Annotated in this window: 16 protein-coding genes and 1 pseudogene; 7 read left to right on the top strand and 10 right to left on the bottom strand. The window is 67.3% G+C overall.

All coding sequences use genetic code 11. The features are described from left to right. Positions 1-21: 21 nt before the first annotated feature. From xdhB to BMX16_RS07740, 4 genes are all read right to left on the bottom strand, one after another. Complete coding sequence (gene xdhB, locus BMX16_RS07755) at positions 22-2,523, bottom strand: xanthine dehydrogenase molybdopterin binding subunit (RefSeq protein WP_089901289.1); 2,502 nt, start codon at positions 2,521-2,523, stop codon at positions 22-24. Next, positions 2,520-3,872 carry a xanthine dehydrogenase small subunit gene (locus BMX16_RS07750; protein WP_089901285.1) on the bottom strand — a complete coding sequence of 451 codons (1,353 nt, stop codon included), beginning with the start codon at positions 3,870-3,872 and terminating at the stop codon, positions 2,520-2,522. Before BMX16_RS07750 ends, xdhB begins: the two co-directional genes overlap by 4 nt. A 230-nt stretch (positions 3,873-4,102) precedes the next feature. Further along, positions 4,103-4,582, bottom strand: a complete 480-nt coding sequence (locus BMX16_RS07745) for an SRPBCC domain-containing protein (RefSeq protein WP_089901282.1) — start codon at positions 4,580-4,582, stop codon at positions 4,103-4,105. After that, positions 4,572-4,910, bottom strand: a complete 339-nt coding sequence (locus tag BMX16_RS07740; RefSeq protein ID WP_089901280.1) for an ArsR/SmtB family transcription factor — start codon at positions 4,908-4,910, stop codon at positions 4,572-4,574. Before BMX16_RS07740 ends, BMX16_RS07745 begins: the two co-directional genes overlap by 11 nt. Before the next feature lie 101 nt (positions 4,911-5,011). Here BMX16_RS07740 and dnaE point away from each other — a divergent pair, with 101 nt between their 5' ends. Together dnaE and BMX16_RS07730 are read left to right on the top strand one after the other, a co-directional pair. Beyond that, positions 5,012-8,539, top strand: a complete 3,528-nt coding sequence (dnaE, locus tag BMX16_RS07735; RefSeq protein ID WP_089901277.1) for a DNA polymerase III subunit alpha — start codon at positions 5,012-5,014, stop codon at positions 8,537-8,539. Between the two features lie 62 nt (positions 8,540-8,601). Next, entirely contained in the window at positions 8,602-9,174 is a 573-nt protein-coding gene (locus tag BMX16_RS07730; RefSeq protein WP_089901274.1) for a hypothetical protein, read from the top strand. 105 nt (positions 9,175-9,279) lie between these two features. Here the strand turns inward: BMX16_RS07730 and BMX16_RS07725 are convergent, their stop codons facing one another. Then, a complete protein-coding gene (locus BMX16_RS07725) occupies positions 9,280-9,483 on the bottom strand; it encodes a SlyX family protein (RefSeq protein WP_089901271.1) in 204 nt (67 codons plus the stop codon). A 119-nt stretch (positions 9,484-9,602) separates the two neighbouring features. On the opposite strand from BMX16_RS07725, the gene hisS reads away from it, so the two are divergent. The 4 genes from hisS (at position 9,603) to BMX16_RS07705 (ending at position 13,837) form a co-directional block, all read left to right on the top strand. Next, positions 9,603-11,213 (top strand): histidine--tRNA ligase, encoded by a 1,611-nt coding sequence (gene hisS / locus BMX16_RS07720; RefSeq protein ID WP_089901267.1) that lies wholly within the window; start codon positions 9,603-9,605, stop codon positions 11,211-11,213. Beyond that, positions 11,210-12,298 carry an ATP phosphoribosyltransferase regulatory subunit gene (locus BMX16_RS07715; protein ID WP_089901264.1) on the top strand — a complete coding sequence of 363 codons (1,089 nt, stop codon included), beginning with the start codon at positions 11,210-11,212 and terminating at the stop codon, positions 12,296-12,298. Before hisS ends, BMX16_RS07715 begins: the two co-directional genes overlap by 4 nt. Next, on the top strand, positions 12,298-12,987 hold the full coding sequence (gene hisG, locus BMX16_RS07710; RefSeq protein ID WP_089901261.1) for an ATP phosphoribosyltransferase: 690 nt from the start codon (positions 12,298-12,300) through the stop codon (positions 12,985-12,987). Before BMX16_RS07715 ends, hisG begins: the two co-directional genes overlap by 1 nt. A gap of 76 nt (positions 12,988-13,063) precedes the next feature. Continuing rightward, on the top strand, positions 13,064-13,837 hold the full coding sequence (locus tag BMX16_RS07705; RefSeq protein ID WP_089901258.1) for a glycoside hydrolase family 25 protein: 774 nt from the start codon (positions 13,064-13,066) through the stop codon (positions 13,835-13,837). A 149-nt stretch (positions 13,838-13,986) separates the two neighbouring features. Here BMX16_RS07705 and BMX16_RS07700 read toward each other — a convergent pair. The 4 genes and pseudogenes from BMX16_RS07700 to BMX16_RS07685 all read right to left on the bottom strand — a co-directional run bounded on the left by BMX16_RS07700 (position 13,987) and on the right by BMX16_RS07685 (position 18,470). Next, a pseudogene (locus BMX16_RS07700) lies at positions 13,987-15,392 on the bottom strand (PepSY-associated TM helix domain-containing protein). Positions 15,393-15,461: 69 nt separating this feature from the next. Next, positions 15,462-15,848, bottom strand: a complete 387-nt coding sequence (locus tag BMX16_RS07695; protein ID WP_089901256.1) for a hypothetical protein — start codon at positions 15,846-15,848, stop codon at positions 15,462-15,464. A 165-nt stretch (positions 15,849-16,013) separates the two neighbouring features. After that, a complete protein-coding gene (locus tag BMX16_RS07690) occupies positions 16,014-17,576 on the bottom strand; it encodes an AMP-binding protein (RefSeq protein WP_089901251.1) in 1,563 nt (520 codons plus the stop codon). Between the two features lie 462 nt (positions 17,577-18,038). Beyond that, complete coding sequence (locus tag BMX16_RS07685; protein ID WP_089901655.1) at positions 18,039-18,470, bottom strand: DUF1489 family protein; 432 nt, start codon at positions 18,468-18,470, stop codon at positions 18,039-18,041. 147 nt (positions 18,471-18,617) lie between these two features. On the opposite strand from BMX16_RS07685, the gene BMX16_RS07680 reads away from it, so the two are divergent. Further along, positions 18,618-20,903, top strand: coding sequence for an adenosylcobalamin-dependent ribonucleoside-diphosphate reductase (locus BMX16_RS07680; protein WP_089901248.1), 2,286 nt, complete (start codon positions 18,618-18,620; stop codon positions 20,901-20,903). 850 nt (positions 20,904-21,753) lie between these two features. Here BMX16_RS07680 and BMX16_RS07675 read toward each other — a convergent pair. Further along, positions 21,754-22,037, bottom strand: a 284-nt coding sequence (locus tag BMX16_RS07675; protein WP_342707815.1) for a transposase, incomplete at its 5' end; no start/stop codon positions are given.

Below are 22,037 nucleotides of genomic sequence, written 5' to 3'. Positions count from 1 at the left end.
ATGGGCGTCACGGCCTCACCCTTATCCACGCGCCCGCGCGATGGCGGACAGCACCGCCTCCGGCGTGGCGGGGGCCTGCAGGTCGGCCCAGTGCGGTCCGCAGGCCTGCACCGCATGGCTAAGTGCGAGGAATGCCGAGATGCCGTGCATGAAGGGCGGCTCGCCCACCGCCTTGGACCGATAGATCGTCTCCGCCGGATTGGGCTGATCCCACAAGGCCACGTTGAACACCTCCGGCCGGTCGCCGCAGGCGGGGATCTTGTAGGTGCTGGGCGCATGGGTCCGCAGGCGGCCCGCGTCGTCCCAGACCAGCTCCTCGGTCGTGAGCCAGCCCGCGCCCTGCACGTAAGCGCCCTCGACCTGCCCCAGATCGAGGGCGGGGTTCAGCGATGACCCCGCATCGTGCAGGATGTCGCAGCGCAGGATGCGGTTCTCGCCGGTCAGGGTGTCGATCACCACCTCGGTCACCGCCGCGCCCTGCGCGAAGTAAAGGAACGGGCGGCCCTGACCCTTCACCCGGTCCCACGCCAGATCAGGCGTGCGGTAAAAGCCGGTGGCGCTCAGGCTCACGCGGTTCACGTAGGCGACAGCGGCGGCCTGCGCGAAGCTCATCTCGTCCTGTGCCACCCGCACGCGGCCATCCTTGAAGCGCACCTGATCCGGGGCCACCTGATGCAGCTCCGCCAGACAGGCGGCGATCCGGTCGCGGATCGTGTCGCAAGCGGCGGCCACCGCCATCCCGTTCAGATCCGCGCCAGAGGAGGCGGCGGTGGCGCTGGTGTTGGGCACCTTGCCGGTATCCGTCGCGGTGATCTTCACCGCACCCGCGTCGATGCCGAACCGAGCGGCGGCGACCTGCGCCACCTTCTGGAACATGCCCTGACCCATCTCGGTCCCGCCATGGTTCAGATGCACGGACCCGTCCTGATACACATGCACCAGCGCGCCCGCCTGATTGAGGTGCGTCAGCGTGAACGAAATGCCGAACTTCACCGGGCTGAACCCGATCCCCCGCTTCAGCAGCGGGTTGCCTGCGTTCCACGCCGCGATCCGGTCACGCCGCGCCGCATAATCGCTGCTGTCCAGCAGCCGCGCCGTCAGATCGTCGAGGATGAAATCCGTGACCGCCATCCCGTAGGGCGTGGTATTCACCGCATCACGCTGCACGGCGGCGCGGTCGTCGGCTTCGACCTGTGCGCCGCGACCGGCCAGATCGACCCCGCTCGCTTTTTCGGAAATACTCTCGGGGGGGGCCGCAGGCCGGGGGGCAGACAGCCCCCCTCCGCCGGTTGCCTTCAGCGCCGCTGCCACCGTGTCCATCGGCGCGTAGTAGTTCGCCCGCCGCACATCGACCGGGTCGAGCCCCAGCACATGCGCCACGTGGTCCATCACACGCTCGATCCCCAGCACGCCCTGCGGGCCGCCGAAGCCGCGAAAGGCGGTGGCGCTTTGCGTGTTGGTCTTCAGCCGGTGGGACGTTATGCGGCAGGCGTCCAGCAGATAGGCGTTGTCGGCGTGCAGCATGGCGCGGTCGGCCACGGGCAGGGACAGGTCCATCGCCCAGCCGCAGCGGGTGTGATGCGTGAAATCGACGCCCGTCAGCCGCCCCTGCGCGTCGAAGCCCGCGTCGTAGTCGATGCGGAAATCGTGCCGCTTGCCGGTGACGATCATGTCGTCGTCGCGGTCGTAGCGCATCTTGCAGGCGCGTCCCGTCAGGCGGGCGGCGACGGCGCAGGCGACGGCCAGCGCGTTGCCCTGGCTTTCCTTGCCGCCGAAGCCACCGCCCATGCGGCGCACCTCGACGCGGACGGCGTGCATCGGCAGGCCCAGCGCCTCGGCCACCTTGTGCTGGATCTCGGTCGGGTGCTGGGTGCTCGACTGCACGACCATGTCGCCGTTGTCCTGCGGCAGGGCGAGGGCGGCCTGCCCCTCGAGATAGAAATGCTCCTGCCCGCCCATGTCGATGCGGCCCTGCACCCGGTGAGGCGCGCGGGACAGGGCGGTGTCGACGCAGCCCTTGGTCCAGATCCGGGGGCCATCCTCGAACCGCGCATTGGCGGCGAGGGCGTCTTGAATCGTCAGCACCGGTGCCTCGGTCGTGATCGCGGCCTTGCCCAGACGGGCGGCGTATCGCGCGGCAAGGTGGCTGTCGGCCACCACCGCGAACAGTGGCTGGCCCACGTAATGCACCCGGTCCGTGGCCAAGAGCGGCTCGTCATGGTTGCTGGGCGAGACGTCGTTGGCGAAGGGCAGGTCGGCGGCGGTCAGCACGGCCACGACGCCGGGCGCGGCACGGACCGCATCCAGATCGAGGGCCGTCAGCACGCCGCGTGCCACGGTGGACAGGCCGAACGCCAGATGCAGCGTGCCTGCGGGCACCGGAATGTCGTCGATGTAGCGCGCGGCCCCGGTCACGTGCAGCGGGGCGCTGTCGTGGGTCAGGGGCGCGTGCGGCAGCGACGCCGTTGCCGCCTGAGGCAGGGCGGCTGACGCGGCTTGCGGGGCGGGTTTCTGCGTGGTCATGCCCGCACCTTTCGCACATCGACCGTTTGGCCGGACAGGTCCGCGTGATAGCGGCGTAGCATGTTCTGCGCCGTCGTCAGGCGGTAGGCGGCGCTGGCGCGCATGTCGCTGAGCGGTTGGAAGTCGTCGGCGAAGGCGGGCAGGGCGGCGGACACGGTCGCATCGGTCCAGGGTCGGCCGATGAGGGCGGATTCGACCGCAGAGGCGCGTTTCGGCACCCCCGCCATGCCGCCGAAGGCGATGCGGGCGCGGGTCACGGTGCCGTCCGTCACGGTCACGTCGAACGCGCCGCAGACCGCCGAGATGTCCTGATCGAACCGCTTGGACAGCTTGTAGACCCGGTGGTCGTGGCACCCGCGCGGGATGGTGACGCCGATCACGAACTCGCCCGGTTGGCGGCTCTGCCGTCCGTAGGACAGAAAGTAGTCGGCCAAGGCCACGTCGCGGACCACGTCGCCGCGCCGCAGGTGCAGCACGGCATCGAGCGCGATCAGCGCGGGCGGGTTATCGCCGATGGGGCTGCCGTTGGCGATGTTGCCGCCGATGGTCGCGGCGTTGCGCACCTGCACTGAGCCGTAGCGCCGGATCATGTCCGCATAGGACGGATAGTCGTCAGCCACCGCATCGAGCACGCGGGTCATGGTGACGCCTGCACCGAACCGGATGGCGCCCTCAGTCACGTCGATCTGCTGCAGGTCGGTGCAGGCGTGCAGGAAGGCCACGTCGCCCAGATCGCGGAACTGCTTAGTCACCCACAGGCCCACGTCGGTCGCCCCGGCGATCAGGGTGCCGTCCGGGTGATCGAGATACCATGCCGCCAGATCGTCGGCACTGGTAGGCGCGTGCGGCGTAGCCCCGCCGGGCGCGGTGTCGTGCATCCAGCCGGGGATCGGCGTGGCGGCCACCGCCTGTGCGGCGCGGACGATCGGGGCATAGCCGGTGCAGCGGCACAGGTTGCCCGCCAGCTGGTCGTCGTGGTCGGTGCGGCCGTTCAGATGCGCCGTGGCCATGCTGACCACGAAGCCCGGCGTGCAGAACCCGCATTGCGAGCCGTGGTGGTCCACCATCGCGGTCTGCACCGGATGCGGCGTGCCGTCGGGGGCGGCGATCCCTTCCACCGTGCGGACGGCCTTGCCGGACAGCTGCCCCATGAACAGGATGCAGGCGTTCAGGGCGCGGGGGCCGTGGTCGTCGGTGACCATCACCGTGCAGGCGCCGCAGTCGCCCTCGTTGCAGCCTTCCTTCGTGCCGCGCAGCCCGCGCCCCTCGCGCAGCCAGTCGAGCAGCGTCGCCGTGGGGGACGTTTGCGTGGTGACGGTCTCTCCGTTCAGAAGAAACGTGATGTCCATGTGAAAACCTGCCGCGTTACCAAGGTCGATCGGGTGTGGCGCGACGTCGATGCGGCGTAGAGATCGGCCCCCGTATCGGTCCAGACAACAAGGTTGCGGCGCGTTTGGCAAGGGCGGAGGGGGCCAGCCCCCCGGCTGCGCCGTCCCCCGGGATATTTTTGACCAGAAGAAGGGCAAGGCGCCCGGTCCGGCAGCGAGGGACGGAGGCGTCTTGTGAGGGTCAGGGCGCGTCAGAGTGCCGTCGCGACCTCCTCCAGTTGGGCCGTGGCGGTGCCCCAGCCGTCGAAGAAGCCCATGTCGCAGTGGGCGGCGGCGGCCTGCGGCGTGGCGTGACGGACTGTGGCGGTATAGGTGCAGCCGCCGGGGGCGGGGGCAATCTGGATCTCGGCGCTAAACACGAAATCCATCGGGCCGTCGCCCATCCGATTGGGCTGGAACTGCGGCCCCAGCGCGTTGGTCCAGACCAGACGCCGGGCCGGGTCCGCCACAAGGATGCAGCCCGCGTCGCCCGCCACAGTGCCGTGACCCGGCACCTCCATCACGGTGCGGAAGGTGCCGCCGGGTACGGGGTCGATGTCGACCTCGGTCGTGACGACCGGGCGGGGGGCGAACCATTGGCGGATCAGGTCCGGTTCCGTCCAGCAGCGCCAGACGGCGGCGGGCGAGGCGGCCAGTGTCCGGGTGAACGTCAGTGTCGTGTCATTGGTCATGGAGCGTCTCCCGTTCGAGGGCGAGGGCGAGCTGGTCGATCTGATCCAACCGGGTTTCCCAGATCCGGCGCTGCCACGCGAGCCAGCCCTGCGCCGCCAGCAGCGGTGTCGCGTCCAGATGGCACATCCGCACGCGGCCTTTCTTGACCGTGTGCACCAGACCGGCGCGTTGCAGTGCGGCGAGGTGTTTCATGAAGGTGGGCAGGGCCATCGGATGCGGCGCCGCAAGGTCGCTGACCGAGGCGGGACCGAAGGACAGCCGTTCGATCACCGCGCGGCGGGTCGGATCGGAGAGGGCGGAGAAAAAGTGATTGAGGTGCAGCGTCATGGTGCGATCCTGCGCCGCAGCGTAGCGCGAGTCAAGATGCTTAGCCGTATGGCTAAGCGTTTCGCCTTTTCGCCGGGGCGGGCGCGGCCTAGGATGGCGGGATGACACAATCCCCCCGATTCATCCACCTGCGCGTCCACACCGAATATTCGTTGCTGGAAGGCGCCGTGCCCGTCAAGAAGCTGCCGGGACTGGCCGCCGCCGCGGGCATGCCCGCCGTCGCCGTGACCGACACGAACAACATGTTCGCCGCGTTGGAGTTCAGCGAGGGGGCGGCCAAGGCGGGCATCCAGCCCATCGTCGGCTGTCAGATGGCGTTGGCCTATGTGGCGACGGAACCGGGCAAGCGGCCCGTCGATCCGGCCCCCATCGTGCTGCTGGCGCAGTCCGAGGCGGGCTACATGCATCTGATGAAGCTGAACTCCGCCGCGTATCTGGACAACGGCGGGGCGGCGCCGCAGATCGCCTTCGACGATCTGGCGCATCACAATGCGGGGCTGATCTGCCTGACGGGCGGGCCTGACGGCCCCCTCGGGCAGTTGTTGCGGCAGGGCCAGCGGGCGCGGGCCGAGGAGGTGCTGGACACGCTGCACGCGCTGTTCGGCGACAGGCTCTATGTGGAGTTGCAGCGCCACCCGGACGGCGACGGCCTGCCGGAGGCGGAGGCGCAGTCGGAGCGCGGTCTGATCGAGATGGCCTATGCCAAGGGCCTGCCGCTGGTCGCCACGAACGACGTGTATTTCCCGAAAAGCGCGCTGTTCGAGGCGCATGACGCGCTAATGTGCATCTCGGAAGGGTCCTATGTCGATCAATCTGAACCGCGCCGCAGGCTGACGCCGCAGCATTACTTCAAGTCCGAACGCGAGATGGCGACCCTGTTCGCCGATCTGCCGGAGGCGCTGGAGAACACCGTCGAGATCGCCCGGCGCTGTGCGTTCAAGGTCGCCAAACGCGCGCCGATCCTGCCGCGTTTCGCCGACGACGAGGTTGCCGAGTTGCGCCGTCAGGCGCAGGAGGGGCTGGCGTTCCGCCTGTCGGTGATTCCGCATGCGGCCCCGGTGGCGGAGTATGAGGCGCGGCTGGCGTTCGAGCTGGGGATCATCGAGAAGATGGGGTTCCCCGGCTATTTCCTGATCGTGGCGGACTTCATCAAGTGGGCCAAGGACAAGGGCATCCCGGTGGGGCCGGGCCGTGGGTCCGGTGCCGGGTCGCTGGTCGCCTATGCGCTGCTGATCACCGACCTCGATCCGCTGCGCTATTCCCTGCTGTTCGAGCGGTTCCTGAACCCGGAACGAGTCAGCATGCCCGACTTCGACATCGACTTCTGCATGGACCGCCGCGAGGAGGTGATCCGCTATGTGCAGGACAAGTATGGCCGCGACCGGGTGGGGCAGATCATCACCTTTGGTGCGCTCTTGTCCAAGGCCGCCGTGCGCGACGTGGGGCGGGTGCTGCAGATGCCATACGGCCAGGTCGACCGTATTTCCAAGATGATCCCTGTGGAGGGGGTGAAGCCCGTCAGCATCGAGAAGGCGCTGGCGGACGAGCCGCGCCTGCGCGAGGAAGCGAAGGCGGAGGAGGTGGTGAACCGCCTGCTGACCTATGCCCAGCAGGTCGAGGGGCTGCTGCGCAACGCATCGACCCACGCCGCCGGCGTCGTGATCGGCGACCGGCCATTGGACGAGCTCGTGCCGCTGTATCAGGACCCGCGGTCCGACATGCCTGCGACCCAGTTCAACATGAAGTGGGTCGAACAGGCGGGGCTGGTGAAGTTCGACTTCCTCGGCCTCAAGACGCTGACGGTGATCCAGAACGCGGTGGAGCTGATCCGCGCCAATGGCCGGACGCTGAACGTGGCCGCCGACGGGGCGCGCCTGTACGAGCCGCCGGCAGGGTTCGAGTACGACATCGGGGCGATCCCGCTGGACGACGCGGCGTCCTACAAGCTCTATGCCAGTGCCAAGACGGTCGCGGTTTTCCAGGTGGAATCGAGCGGCATGATGGATGCGCTCAAGCGCATGAAGCCCACCTGCATCGAGGACATCGTGGCGCTGGTGGCGCTTTACCGTCCCGGCCCGATGGAGAACATCCCGGTCTATTGCGAGGTGAAGAACGGCCTGCGCGAAATCGAGTCGGTCCACGCGTCGATCGACCACCTGCTGGCCGAGACGCAGGGCATCATCGTCTATCAGGAACAGGTGATGGAGATCGCGCAGGTCATGGCGGGGTATTCCCTTGGCGGTGCCGACCTGCTGCGCCGCGCGATGGGCAAGAAGATCGCCGAGGAGATGGCACGCGAACGCCCGAAGTTCGAGAAGGGCGCGATGGCCAACGGCGTCGACAAGAAGAAGGCCAGCGAGGTCTTCGACCTGTTGGAGAAGTTCGCCAACTATGGCTTCAACAAGTCCCACGCGGCGGCCTATGCGGTGGTCAGCTATCAGACCGCGTGGCTGAAGGCGAACCACCCGGTCGAGTTCATGGCCGGCGTGATGAACTGCGACATCCACCTGACCGACAAGCTGGCGGTGTATTTCCAAGAAGTGAAGAAAGGGCTGGGGTTGGCCTATGTGCCGCCCTGCGTGAACCGCTCCGGTGCGACGTTCGGCGTGGCAGACGGCAAGCTGATCTACGCGCTGGGCGCGCTGAAGAACGTGGGCGTCGAGGCGATGAAGCTGATCGTCGAGGGCCGTCAGGCCGAAGGGCCTGCTGGTCAGGGACGCGAAAAGCCCTTCGTCACGCTGTTCGATCTGGCGCGGCGGGTCGATCTGAAGCGGGTGGGCAAGCGTCCACTGGAGATGCTGGCGCGGGCGGGGGCGTTCGACGTGCTGGACGGCAACCGGCGGCGGGTGATGGCGTCGCTGGATGCGCTGGTCGGCTATTCGGCGGCGATCCACGAGCAGAAGGTCAGTAATCAGGTCAGCCTGTTCGGCGATGCGGGCGACGATCTGCCCGAGCCACGTCTGGCCGGTGGCGACGACTGGCTGCCCGCGGAGCGGCTGGCCGAGGAGTTCAAGGCCATCGGATTCTACCTGTCGGGGCATCCGCTGGACGATTACATGAGTGCGTTGAAGCGCAAGGGCGTGCTGACGCTGGACGAGGTGACGGCGCGGGCCGAGCGCGGCGCCTGCATCGTCAAGATGGCGGGCACCGTGTCGGGGCGGCAGGAACGCAAGTCGGCGCGGGGCAACCGCTTTGCCTTCGCGCAACTGTCGGACCCCACGGGGCAATACGAAGTCACGATATTCTCGGACACGCTGGAGGCGGGGCGCGCCCATCTGGAGACGGGCAGCCAGGTCGTCCTGCAGGTCGAGGCGACGATGGAGAGTGATCAACTGAAGCTGCTGGCGCGGTCCATCGGACCGATCGACACCGCGGTGGTGGATGCCACCAGCAACGGATTGCGCGTCTTCCTCGACCGGATCGAGGCCATCGCCTCGGTCGAAAGCGTGCTGAGCGCCGCCGTGCGCGACAAGGTGAAGGGCGCGCGGGGGCCGGTCTATTTCTGCCTGATGGACCCCGCCCTGCCGGGCGAGGTGGAACTGGATCTGGGGCAGGATTTCCCTGTGAATCCGCAGGTCCGGGGGGCGCTGCGCAGTCTGGGCGGCGTGATCGAGGTCGAGGATGCCTGACGCGCTGGCCGGGGACGACAGCGGTGCTAGGTTGCGGCCAAGTGGGTAAGGGGGGCGTTGCGATGCGGTTTGCGGGTTCTGCGGGATTGTGCGTCGTTCTGGCCGGGTGTGCGGGAACCGGGGGGCTGGGCGTCGATACGCCGGTCATCAACAGCACCGTCGACAGTGCCGTGGCGGCACCGGGCGCAGGCCTGCCGTTCGGTCAGATCGAGATGACCTGCGACGTGGCGGCCAGCAGTCTGGGGCGGCCCGTCGTCACGGCATCTGGTTATACGGTCTATGACACGGACCCGACCAGCACCGCACCGCGCGCGCATTACGTGGACGGGTTCACCGACGGCTGTCTGCGTCAGTTCACGGCGGCCCTCGTTCTAATGGGCGACGTGACGACCCACGAAGGGGTGCGGTATCAAACGGACAACACGCGGCCCTATTCGCCCACCGACACGGCCTATGAGCAAATCAAGGCGGCGTTTTGCGGTGCCGCATCGGGCGCGCCCTGCGGCGCACGGATCGATGCGCTGGGCGAGCGGACGGTGTTCGTGACGGCCTATCCGTCGTTTTCCGGCAGCGACAACTGGGTGGAATACCTGCTGCACGCGGGTGTCGTCGCGGGGTCCGGCACAGAGCGGTGAGCGTGTGGCGGACGGTGCCGGGGGCGCTGCCCCCGTCCGCAGGGCGGACTCCCCCGGGATATTTTTGACCAGAAGAATGCGGACCCAGGGCGGTGGGCGGCGGATTTACCAGTGCGGCGGGCGCTGGTCGCCCAGGGGGATGCTGCCACCGGCCTCGGCGTCGCGGGCGGCGTCGCGGGCCATCAGCATGTCCAACAGGCGGGCATGGCTGTCGATGATCCGGTCCTGACGCGCGATCACGTCGGACAGATCCTCGACCACGCGGGTCAGGTGGGCGATGCGTTCTTCCAGATGCAGGGTATCGGTCATGGGCCGTCTCTAGCGCGTTGCGGCGCGGGGCGCCACCGGGGATGGGGCCCGCAGGCATTGCCCCGCGACCGGGTGCGGGGTATGTGCCACGCCAGATACACCAGCGCCCGAGGACGACCATGGCCAAGGACAAGCCCGCACCCCGCCCCAAGGCTGTGACACCCAAGGGGTTCCGCGATTACTTTGGCGCCGAGGTGGCGCAGCGCACCCGGATGCTGGCGCAGATCGCCGAAGTCTACCACCGCTACGGCTTCGACCCTCTGGAGACCTCCGGCGTCGAGACGGTCGAGGCGCTGGGCAAGTTCCTGCCCGACGTGGACCGCCCGAACGAGGGCGTCTTTGCGTGGGAAGAGGACGGCGACTGGCTGGCGCTGCGCTATGACCTGACGGCGCCGCTGGCGCGGGTCGCGGCGCAGTACCGCAACGACCTGCCGTCGCCCTATCGCCGCTATGCGATGGGGCCGGTGTGGCGCAACGAGAAGCCGGGTCCGGGGCGGTTCCGGCAGTTCTATCAGTGCGACGCGGATACGGTGGGGGCGGCGTCGGTTGCCGCCGACGCCGAGATCTGCGCGATGCTGGCGGATACGCTGGAGGCGGTGGGGCTGGCCGGGCAGTACGTGATCCGCGTCAATAACCGCAAGGTGCTGAACGGCGTGCTGGAGGTGGCGGGACTGTCGGGCGACGACAAAGAGGCCGAGCGCGGTATCGTGCTGCGCGCCATCGACAAGCTGGACCGGCTGGGCGTGGAGGGCGTGCGGGCGCTGCTGGGCGAAGGGCGGAAGGACGAGAGCGGGGATTTCACGAAGGGGGCGGGGCTGAGTGAGGCTCAGGCCGAGGTTGTGATGGGGTTTGTCGAAGCCGAGAAGCGCATGAATGAAGTTGATGTTCGTGATGCGATGGATGCTCAAGATGACGCAGTGATCGAAATGATCGGTCGTGAGATGTCCTATCGTTCAAATCCTAACAAGCTAGTCGAACGTGAAAAGTCAGTTGGTGATTTAGCCAACGGCATGATGGTTAATTATCTTCGTCAATTAGTTGAGGCGTCCCCTGTTGGGACGGAAGGCGTAGATGAGCTCGCGTTGATCTATGACCTTCTCGCCGCCCAAGGCTACGGCCCCGACCGCATCGTCATAGACCCTTCCGTGGTGCGTGGCCTCGGCTATTACACCGGGCCGGTGTATGAGGCGGAGCTGACATTCGACGTGACCGACGAGAAGAGGAACGTGCGTAACTTCGGCTCGGTTGCGGGGGGTGGGCGGTACGACGATCTGGTCAAACGCTTTACCGGGCAGGCGGTGCCGGCGACGGGGGTGTCCATCGGGGTGGACCGGCTGCTGGCAGCGCTGCATGCGACGGGGCGGCTCGATACGACCGAGGCGGGGCCGGTCGTCGTGACCGTCATGGACCGGGCGCGGATGGCGGAGTATCAGGCGATGGTGGCCGACCTGCGCAAAGCGGGCATTCGGGCTGAGGTCTATCTGGGCAATCCCAAGAACTTCGGCAACCAGTTGAAGTATGCGGACAAGCGCAACAGTCCCATCGCGATCATCGCGGGGGGCGACGAGTTCGACCGGGGCGTGGTGCAGATCAAAGACCTGATCCTTGGGGCGCAGATCGCGCAGAGCGCCACCGCAGAGGAATGGAAGGACCGTCCGCAGCAGCGCGAGATCGGCTTGTCCGATCTGGTGGCCGAGGTGCAACAGATGCTGGCGGATCAGGCGCGATGACGCCCGAGACGCTGATTGCCGTGCTGGCCGAGGCGGACCGCCTGCGGGACGGCTTTGCCGCGCGTGGCGCGCTGGTGGTGCAGACCGACGTGCTGCAACCGGCGGGAACGCTGCTCGATCTGTATGGCGAGGACATTCGCGGCCGATCCTATCTGACCAGCGACCCGGTTCAGGGCGAGATGGTGCTGCGCCCCGACTTCACCGTGCCCGTGGTGCAGATGCACATGGCGAGCCACGCGCTGCCCGCCCGCTATACCTATGCGGGCAAGGTGTTCCGCAAGCAGGATCAGGACCCCAGCCGTGCCAACGAATTCGTGCAGGTGGGGTTCGAGGTGTTCGACGGCAGCAACCCGGCAAAGGCAGATGCGGAGGTGTTCGCCGCGATCCGCGATGGGTTGGGCGATCTGCCGCTGCGGGCAGCGACGGGCGACATCGGCATCCTGATGGCCGCCGTGGCGGGCCTGCGTACGTCGCAGCCGCGCAAGGACGCGCTGGCGCGGCACATCTGGCGGCCCCGGCGGTTCCGCACGCTGCTGGACCGGTTCGGCGGGCGCAGCCCGGTGCCGCCGAGCCGCGCCGCACTGCTGGGGGCGGACGATCCCTTTGCCGCCGCCGGTCCCGAAATCGGTCTGCGCAGCAGGCGAGAGGTGGAGGCCCGCATCGCCACGCTGCGCACGGATGCGGCGACGCCGCCGATCAGCCGCGAGGAGCTGGCGCTGCTCGATACGCTGATGGGGTTGCGCGAGACGTCCGACCATGTGCTGAGCCGGTTGCGCGACATCGCGGTTGACATGCCGGCCATCGGGCCTGCGGTGACGCGGCTGCGCGCGCGGCTGGATGCGCTGGATGCGCTGGGCGTTGACGTGTCCGCGCTGGAGTTCGAGGGCAGCTATGGCCGCACGACGCTGGAGTATTACGACGGCTTCGTGTTCGGCTTCTACGCAGCCGACCCACTGATGCCGCCAGTGGCGACGGGCGGGCGCTATGACGCGCTGACCGCACGGCTGGGTGACGGGGCGGCGGTGCCCGCGGTCGGTGGCGTGATCCGGCCCGATCTGGTGCTGGCGCTGCGGGGGGCGGTCTGATGCTGAAACTAGGTGTGCCGTCCAAGGGGCGGCTGATGGACAAGACGTTCCAGTGGTTCGGCAGTCGCGGCATCGCCCTACGCAAGTCGGGCAGCGAGCGTGAGTACGCGGGTGAGGTCGAAGGCGTCGACGGTGTGGAACTCGTGCTGCTGAGTGCCGGCGAGATCCCGCGCGAGCTGGCGGCGGGGCGCATCCAGCTGGGCGTGACCGGGTCCGATCTGGTGCGCGAAAAGCTGGTGAACTGGGAAAACGTGGTGCGCGAAATGGCTCCGATGGGGTTCGGCGGTGCCGACCTGATCATCGCCGTGCCGCAGGCCTGGGTCGATGTGGACACGCTGGACGATCTGGACGCGGCGGCGGCGGCGTTCCGCGCGCGTCACGGGCACCGGCTGCGGATCGCCACGAAATATCACCGGCTGGTGCGGGATTTTCTGCGGCAGGCGGGGGTGGCGGACTATGCGCTTGTGGACAGTCAGGGGGCGACCGAGGGCACGGTGAAGAACGAGACGGCGGAAGCCATCGCGGACATCACCTCGACCGGGGAAACCCTGCGGGCGAACGGGCTGAAGGTGCTGAGCGACGGTCTGATCCACGCCAGTCAGGCGACGCTGTTCCGCACGTCGCGTGCCGAATGGACGGGCGAACAGCGGCAGATCTGGAAGGCGCTGGAACGTCAACTGGGATTGTAGCGCCGGTCACGGATGTGTCGGTTGACGCGGGTCGCGCGACCGTGCCTCTCTGACGCCGCATTTCCAAGGAGATCCGATGCGTACCTTCGTGCTTGGCGCCATGATGGCGGTCCTGTTGACGGCCTGCGGACAGCGCGAGGCGCGTATCGTGAGCGGAGACGTGACACCCGTCACGTTCCCGGTCTTTGCCGATGCAGACCCGCATCCCAACATCGGCACCCTGCCGCAGGCCTATGCGATCCACGGGATCGACGTGTCCCGCTATCAGGGCGCGATCGACTGGAACACCGCGCGGGCGGCGGGCGTGACCTTCGCCTTCATCAAGGCGACCGAGGGCGGCGATCTGGCCGATCCGATGTATCGGACCTACCGCGACGGGGCAAAGGCGGCGGGCGTGCGGCAGGGGGCGTATCACTTCTACTACTTCTGCCGCACGCCGCAGGATCAGGCGGCCTGGTTCATCAGCAACGTGCCGCGCGATCCGCAGGCGCTGCCGCCGGTGCTGGACATGGAATGGAACCATCTGTCGCCGACCTGCACCCGCAGGCCGCCTGCCGCACAGGTGCGGGCCGACATGCTGACCTTCTTGGATATCGTGGAGCGGCACTATGGCAAGCGGCCGCTGGTCTATACGACGCCGGATTTCTATGCCCAGAACGCGCTGGGGCAGTTGCCGCGCACGCAGTTCTGGCTGCGGTCGGTCGCGGCGCATCCGTCCGTGCGCTATCCGGGCGAGGGGTGGTCGTTCTGGCAGTATTCCGGCACCGGGATCGTGCCGGGCATCGCGCGGCCCGTCGATCTGAACGCCTTTGCCGGCACGCCGCAGCAATGGGCGGAGTGGACCCGGTAGGTTGGTCACCGGGGACGTCCGGGGGGCCAGCCCCCCGACCCCCGGGATATTTCCGACCAGAAGAAGGGTGGAGGCGGCATCTTTCCGAGGGACCGGGCCACACGGTCAGGTGTAGCCCGGCGTGAGAGTGGGGCGGAGCCCTGCGTGCGTCAGGACAGCAGACGGCGCAACGCGGGCACCCGCTGCACGATCAGCACGTCAACCGCCAGCACCGCCAGCAGCGTAACGCCGGCCAGCGGAAAGGCCAGCGAGATGAACAGGCCGACGACCACGGCGCCCTGCCACAGCGGCATATCGCGCGGCATCGGCGGGGCGGCCAGCCTGCGGGTCGCGGTCGGGCGGCGCAACCACCACATCACGGCACCTGACATGCTGACGAAGATCACCGACAGGCAGAACAGCGTGTTCAGCGCGACGTTCCACCAGCCCATGTCGCCTTCGTGCAGGGCGATGCCCACGGCCATCGCCTTGCCGCCCGCCGAATAGTCGGCGAACCGCACGTCGGCGAGGATGCCGGTGTAGCGGTCGATGTGCACCGTGCGGTCGCTGGTGGGATCGGCGCTGTCATTGCTCATCGAATCGCGGCTGATGGTCCAGACGCCGGTTTCGTCCTGCGGCAGGTTCAGTTGGTAGCGCGCGTCGAAACCGATCTGCGTGGCGAAAGCCGTGACCGTGTCCAGTGTGACAGGCAAGCCTGCGGGCAGGCCGGTCGCCCCGCTGTCGGACCCGGAGGCGGGCAGCGGCGTCTGTTCCAGCACCCACGGCACGTCCTTGGTGGCACCGGTATTCAGGCTGGCGTGGGTCACGTCGGACAGCGGCGCGCCCCATTTTTCCGCCGGAAAGGTGTTCCACGCCTGCACCAGACGCTCGCCCCAGATGCCAGCCCACGACAGGCCGGACAGCAGGAACAGTACCAGCACGACGGCGATCCACGCGCCGATGGTGGCATTAGCGATTTCCACAGGGACCGGCCGCGGGCGGCAAGGATCGGGATCAGGACACGCAGCCCCTGATCGTCGCGTGGCCACCACATGTAAAGTCCCGTCGCCAGCAGGACCATGGTCAGGGACGCTGCGACCTCGATCATGCGGTCGCCGGTGACGCCCAGCAGCAGCGTGCCGTGGATGTCGGAGGCGAAATCATACCAGCCCGCCTGACGGTCCATGACCGCCAGCACGCTGCCGGTATAAGGATCGACGGCGACCATCTGCGCCGCACCGCCCGCATCGACGCGAAAGATCGCGGCAAGGTCGGGGGCACGCGGCGCGATGTACTGCATCAGGGTGCCGTCCGGCACGGCGGCCACGGCGGCCTCTGCCTGTGCCGAGATCGTCAGGCTGGTGGCGGCGGGGGTGACGGCGATCCACTCGCCGTCGCGGCCCGCCAGCACGCTGATCCACAGCATGAGAAGGCCAGTCACGGCCAGCATGATGAGGAACGGAATGACGTAGAGCCCTGCGTAGAAATGCCAGCGCCATGCGGCGCGATAGAGTGTCTGGGTCCCGTCGGCGGCGCGCGCGACCGGCGGCGCTCCAGTGGGAGAGGTGAATGCCATGGATGATACCTGTGTTGCGGCACGCCCGTCATGCGGGGGCCGTGATCTGATCGGAAAGGTGGCGTCGGATCAGATCAGGGTCGGCGGGCCGCGTGGCGCACAGGTCAGGTTGGGGCGGTCCGTACCGGGGGCTGCACGGTCATCGGGCGACAGCCACGCGCGGCGCGGCAGGGTCGGCAGGCGCGTGGCCGCGGGTGTCGGCACTGGCAAGGCCATGCCGGCCACGAGGCGGCAGACATCGCAGCCGCCCCGTCCGGTGCCAGCCGGGTGATCCGCATCCAACGGTACGCCGCACAGGTCCGCCAATGTGCCGCCCGCCGCCAGAAAGGCGGCGATGGATGGGTCCTGTGGTGTGGGTGCGGAAAAGCGGTGCGCCAGCCCCGACAGGCCCATCGCGCAGGTCAGCACCAGCACGAGGGCCAATCGGATCAGTGGAAGGGCGGGGGCGCGTGCCATGCGGCCCGGTTAGCGCATGTCTGCGACCTCGCAAAGCCTGTGCCGCGTCGCGGCGGTCGACCAATGTGGCATCTTTGCAAACCGGCAGCGATGCGTCGTGGCAAACCAGCGACCACCGGGCGAGCGACCGCCGTGCGCGGCGGTCGTTCGCCCGGTGGCTTGCGCTTAGCGTACGGCCTTGAGCTGGTCGCGCAGCAGGCGGCGCAGGATCTTGCCGGAGGCGGATTTGGGGATCGTGTCCACGACCTCGATCCGGTGGAGTTGCTTGTAGTGCGCCAGCGTCGTGGCCAGATGCGCCTTGATCGCGTCGGCGTCGGGCCCATCCGCGGTGCGGACCACGAAGGCCATCGGCAACTCGCCCGCCTCGGGGTCCGGCAGGCCGATCACGGCGGCGTCGGTGATGCCGTCCATCGCGGTCAGGGCCGCCTCCAGCTCTGCCGGTGCGACCTGGAAGCCCTTGTATTTGATGAGCTCCTTCAGCCGGTCGACGATATGCATCTGGCCGTCCGGGTCGATGCGGGCGATGTCGCCGGTGCGCAGCCAGCCGCCGTCCACGATCGTGGCTGTCGTCGCAGCGGAATTGTTGAGGTAGCCCTGCATCACGTTGGGCCCCTTGATCCAGAGTTCGCCTTCGGCCCCCGCGCCCAGATCCGTGCCGGTTTCGATGTCGACGATGCGGCACTGGACGTTGGGGGCGGCGAGGCCCGATGCGCCCGCCTTGGCGTTGTCGATGGGTGACAGATGGCTGACTGGGGACAGTTCCGTCATGCCGTAGCCCTGCAGCGACACGCAGTTCAGGCGGCGGCCCACGGCGTTCGACAGCTCTGCCCCGAGGGGGGCTGCGCCCGAGAAGATCTGTTGCAGCGCGGACAGGTCGAAATTGTCCACCAGCGGGTGTTTCGCCAGCGCCAGCGCCACGGGCGGCACGATCCACATGCGCACCGACCGGTGGTCCTGACTGATCCGCAGGAACATCTCGAGGTCGAAGCGGGGCATGGTCACCAGTGCGCCGCCACCGGCGAGGTGGACATTCATCAGCACCGTCATGCCGTAGATGTGGAAGAACGGCAGGAAGGCGGCGGCGACCTCTCCTTTCGCGAAACCGGCACCCGTGATGATCTGATCGACGTTCACCACGAGGTTGCGGTGCGACAGCATGACGCCCTTGGGCAGGCCGGTGGTGCCGGAGGAGTAGGGCAGCACGACCGTGTGGGCGTCCAGATCGACGGGCACCTGCCGCGTCAGCGGATCGCCCATGAGGGACGCAAGGTCGGGGGTGTCGCCATCTGCTGCGCCGATCAGCGCGAGGCCGGTCACATCGGTGCCGGTAATGCCGTCGCAGGCAATCTCGAGGCAGGCGGGCACGGTGACGAGGAACGTCGCCCGGCTGTCCTGCAGCTGATGGCGCACCTCGGCCGCCGTGTAGGTCGGGTTGATCGTGGTGATCGTGCCGCCCGCAAAGGCCACGGCATGGAAGACGACGCAGTATTCGGGGCAGTTGGGCCCCATCAGCGCGATGGTCTGACCGGCCCCCAGACCACGGGCGGTCAGGCCACCCGCGAGGCGTTCCACCTGATCCATGAACTGCGCCGCCGTCAGGGTCCGCCCGGTGGGGCCATCGGTCAGCACGACCTCGTCCGGGCGGGGGCGCAGGCCCTGAAACACACGGTCGGTGATCGAGATGTCGGGCTGGGCGATGTCGGGGAATGGACTGGTGAAAATGGTCATGTTGAGGCTCCTCCTGCGGAGGAGTGTGCAACGTCGCGGCAGGGCTGTCACCGGGCATCACGCAAGGTCATGGCCTGGCGAGGCGTCGGACCCTCCGGGGGGAGTATTTGGGGAAAAAGCGAGGAGGGGGCGAGGGGTGCAAGTGGTCGGGGAGAGCGCCCATCCTCCGGTGGGGCATATTTGGGGCAGGATGAGGCATCGGTAGCGGGCATGGGGGCGCGGCACGGAGGGATCGCGGGCAGCGGTTGGTCGTTGCGCACACGGTGGCCGTGATGCGGGGTTCTGTCAAAGCCGCGCCGGATGGGATGCGCGGTGGCGGCGGGTTGGTGTGCGGTGGCAGGGTGGCGCGTGAACGGGTGTGCGCAGGTCCGTGCGGCGGGGTCGTGTGCGGCGGATGAGCGTGGTCGGGGCCGGGCAGGGGGCCTATGGCAAGTGGTGGTGGGGCGCGCTTGCGGAGGGGGCTCAGCGCACGCCGATGGCGGCGAGCGCCTTTTGCAGTTCGGGGGGCAGGGCGTCTTCGGTCTGCTGGCGTGCGCCGAGGTCCGGGGGCACATCTGCGGGCGTGAGGTAGCGCCAGCCCTGAAACGCCTTCTTGGGCGTGGAGGCGGTGCGGATCACCTCTGGGGCGAGCACCAGACCGCAGCGGCGTATCTCGTCCTGGCCGATGATCTCGCGCAGGGCGACGATGCGCTGGCGGCACTGGATCACGCCCTTGATGACCCAGTAGATGCTGCCGCCGTCCAGAAGCTCTGCCTCGCGCTTGGGCCACATGCGGGTGACGTGGTAATACTGGCCGTCCTTGACCTGGGCCGACCGGTGGCGCTGCCATGTCAGCATGTCGTCGATGCTCTCGGTGCCGACGGAAAGTTTTACCAGATTTACGTGATCCGCCACGGTACCTGTCCAGATGTTGTGGAATGTGCGGCGGTTTATCACGCCTGCCGTCGCAAGGGAAGGCTGCGGGACGATTGCGCCGCGCACGGTTTCGGCATAGTGAAGGCTTCTTTGCCACGTGCATCTTCCCAGCCTCAGGACACCGCCATGACCCCTTTCAGCGCCCCCATTGCAGAGCAGATCTGGGACATGAAATACCGCTTCAAGGCGGCCGACGGCACGCCGCACGATGTGACCGTGCAGGACACCTGGGCGCGAATCGCCAAGTCGCTTGCGGTCGTCGAGACCGACCCTGCCGCGTGGGAGCCGCGGTTCGCCGCGGCGCTGTCGGATTTTCGTTTTCTGCCCGCAGGCCGCATCACGGCGGGGGCGGGGACCGCGCGCAGCGTGACGCTGTTCAACTGCTTCGTCATGGGCACCGTGCCGGACAGCATGGCGGGCATCTTTGACATGCTGAAGGAAGCGGCGCTGACCATGCAGCAGGGCGGCGGGATCGGATACGATTTCAGCACGATCCGGCCCAAGGGCGCGGTGGTGCACGGCGTCGCGGCGGATGCCAGCGGCCCGCTGTCGTTCATGGATGTGTGGGACGCCATGTGCCGCACGATCATGTCCGCAGGATCGCGCCGGGGCGCGATGATGGCCACCATGCGCTGCGACCACCCGGACGTTGAGGATTTCATCACCGCCAAGCACGACGCCGCCCGCCTGCGCATGTTCAACATGAGCGTGCTGATCACGGACCCGTTCATGGCCGCCGTGAAGGCCGGGGGCGACTGGGATCTGGTGTTCAAGGGCCGCGTCTATCGCACGCTGAAGGCGCGCGACCTGTGGGACGCGATCATGAAGTCGACCTATGAGGTGGCGGAGCCCGGCGTGATCTTCATCGACCGGATCAATGCGGCCAACAACCTGAACTACTGCGAGACGATCGCCGCCACCAACCCCTGCGGCGAGCAGCCCCTGCCGCCCTATGGCGCCTGCCTGCTGGGGTCGATCAACATGGCGCGTCTGGTCACGGACCCGTTCGGGCCGGACGCCGCGCTGGACCCCACAGCACTGACCGAGCTGGTGGCGACCGCGGTGCGGATGATGGACAATGTGGTGGATGCCAGCCAGTTCCCGCTGGACGCGCAGCGCGCCGAGGCGCAGGCCAAGCGCCGCATCGGTCTGGGCGTCACCGGTCTGGCCGACGCGCTGCTGATGGTCGGCTTGCGGTACGGGTCGGAAGAGGCTGCGGCCCAGACGGAAGCGTGGATGAAGGCCATCGCGCGGGCGGCCTACCTCGCATCCGTCGATCTGGCCAAGGAGAAGGGCGCGTTCCCGCTGTTCGACACGGACGCCTACCTCGCGTCCGGCACGATGCAGACGATGGACGAAGACGTGCGCGATGCGATCCGCACGCACGGCATCCGGAACGCGCTGCTGACCTCGATCGCGCCGACGGGGACGATCAGCCTTTACGCGGGCAACGTGTCGTCGGGGATCGAGCCGGTGTTCGCCTATGCCTATACGCGCAAGGTGCTGCAAAAGGACGGGACCAAGACCGAGGAGGAGGTCGTGGATTACGCGGTGCAGATGTGGCGCGACCTGAAGGGTGACGCGCCCCTGCCGGACTATTTCGTGAACGCCCAGACGCTGGCCCCGCTGGAGCATGTGCGCATGCAGGCGGCGGCGCAGAAGTGGGTGGATTCGAGTATCTCGAAGACGATCAACTGTCCGGAGGACATCAGCTTCGACGATTTCAAGGAGGTCTACATGGCCGCCTGGGATCAGGGCTGCAAGGGCTGCACCACCTATCGGCCCAACGCGGTGACCGGATCGGTGCTGAGCGTGTCAGAGGACAAGCCGAAGGAAAAGGCCGCCCCCGTTCAGGTGCGCACCGATGGCGAGACGGCCGAGGTCGTCTACATGACCGAACCGCTGGACCGCCCGACGGAGCTGGAAGGGGCGACCTACAAGCTGAAGTGGCACGACAGTGAACATGCGATCTACATCACGGTGAACGATTTGGTCGTGGGCGGGCACCGGCGGCCGTTCGAGGTCTTCATCAATTCCAAGAACATGGAGCATTTCGCCTGGACCGTGGCCCTGACGCGGATGATCTCGGCGGTGTTCCGGCGCGGCGGCGACGTGACCTTCGTGGTGGAGGAGATGAAGGCGGTGTTCGATCCGCGCGGGGGCGCGTGGGTGCAGGGGAAGTACGTCCCCTCGATCCTGGCCGCGATCGGCGGCGTGATCGAGAAGCATATGGTAGCGACGGGGTTCCTGTCGGGCGAGGGGGCCGGGCTGAAGTCCGATCCGCAGGCCGACGTCGTGTCCCTCGGGGCGGCGCCGCGCGGCAAGGCCTGCGGATCCTGCGGCAGTTACGACCTGCGCATGGTCGAAGGCTGCATGACCTGCGGCAGCTGCGGCTTTTCCAAATGCGGGTAAAGGGCGATGTCGGCGAGTGTTGAAACGACCGCCAAAGTTTGTCCATTATGACCTACTTTTTGTCCATTGAAGCAGCCAAAGTTTGTCCATCGGCCCCGAAAGGGGCGGATGGACACGTTTTTTGAGCAAAACCGGTGTCTGACCACGAACCTCACGCCCGCTTTCCAGCGTGACGCCCCGCCTGGCGACCCGCATGAGTAACGAACATGTCATGTCTCAGCCACCGTCGACCATGTGATGTCGCAGCGAACATATACCCGGGCGCACTGCGTCCAAAGCCAAACCTATGACAGCGGATTTTGCTTTGGAAAACGCCAGCTGCAGACACACCTTTTCGCTTTCGACTGTCACGCTTTAGATTGTCAGGCCGAGTTGGTCTGCAGCACGGATGGGGTGCGCAATGTAGGCCGCCGTCGCCTTCTTCTGCTTGACGAATTTGGCACGCCGGTTCGGTCGAGGCAGAGCCCCGTCAATGATGGGACGGATGTTGGACATGGCGGTCTTCCCGATCTCGAGAGAAGGTCAGGGGGGCCGAAGGTGAACGTCTTTCAGGTGAGGACAGGTCGACACATCAGGTCCCGCCGGCAAAGCAGGCAGGACTGAGATATCTTCAGATGTCGGCGCGAGGGGCGTCGATGATACATGGGTGGCTCCGGTCATGTCGGGGGCGCCAGCCACCCGCTGTTCCAAGAGGGGTCAGGCGCAAATGCGGCTGGAAGCGTGAACAGGTATCATGGTGGATCTTCCTATTGTAGGAGTGCGAATTACAGGACTCGAAAGATGGAAAGTAAGAACTGACTCTGTTGCGCAAATCAGCTGACGGACGGTTTTCCCCTTACCCCAGACGGATTTATGCCACTGCCTTTGTGACGGGGATGCCAAGGGCGGTGTAGCCATTCAGGATAGCGATGCGCACCTGGACCTCTGCGACCTGGCGGTCGAAGTCCCGAGCCATCAGCCGCTGGCCCAGCAGCTTTACACAATGCATCTTTGTCTCGACGCGGCTCCGGCGGTGGTATCCGCTCCAGTTCCGCCAGAGCGCCCGACCCAGACACTTCGATGCGCGGAGCGCATCATTCCTGGCTATGGCACCGGCGGTGGTTGGTTCCCATGGTTGGGCATTTTTGCGCGGTG

The organism is Loktanella fryxellensis (genome assembly GCF_900110065.1).
GTDB classification, from domain to species: domain Bacteria; phylum Pseudomonadota; class Alphaproteobacteria; order Rhodobacterales; family Rhodobacteraceae; genus Loktanella; species Loktanella fryxellensis.
Note: the sequence above shows the minus strand (reverse complement) of the source record. Positions and strands in the feature narration are given on the sequence as shown.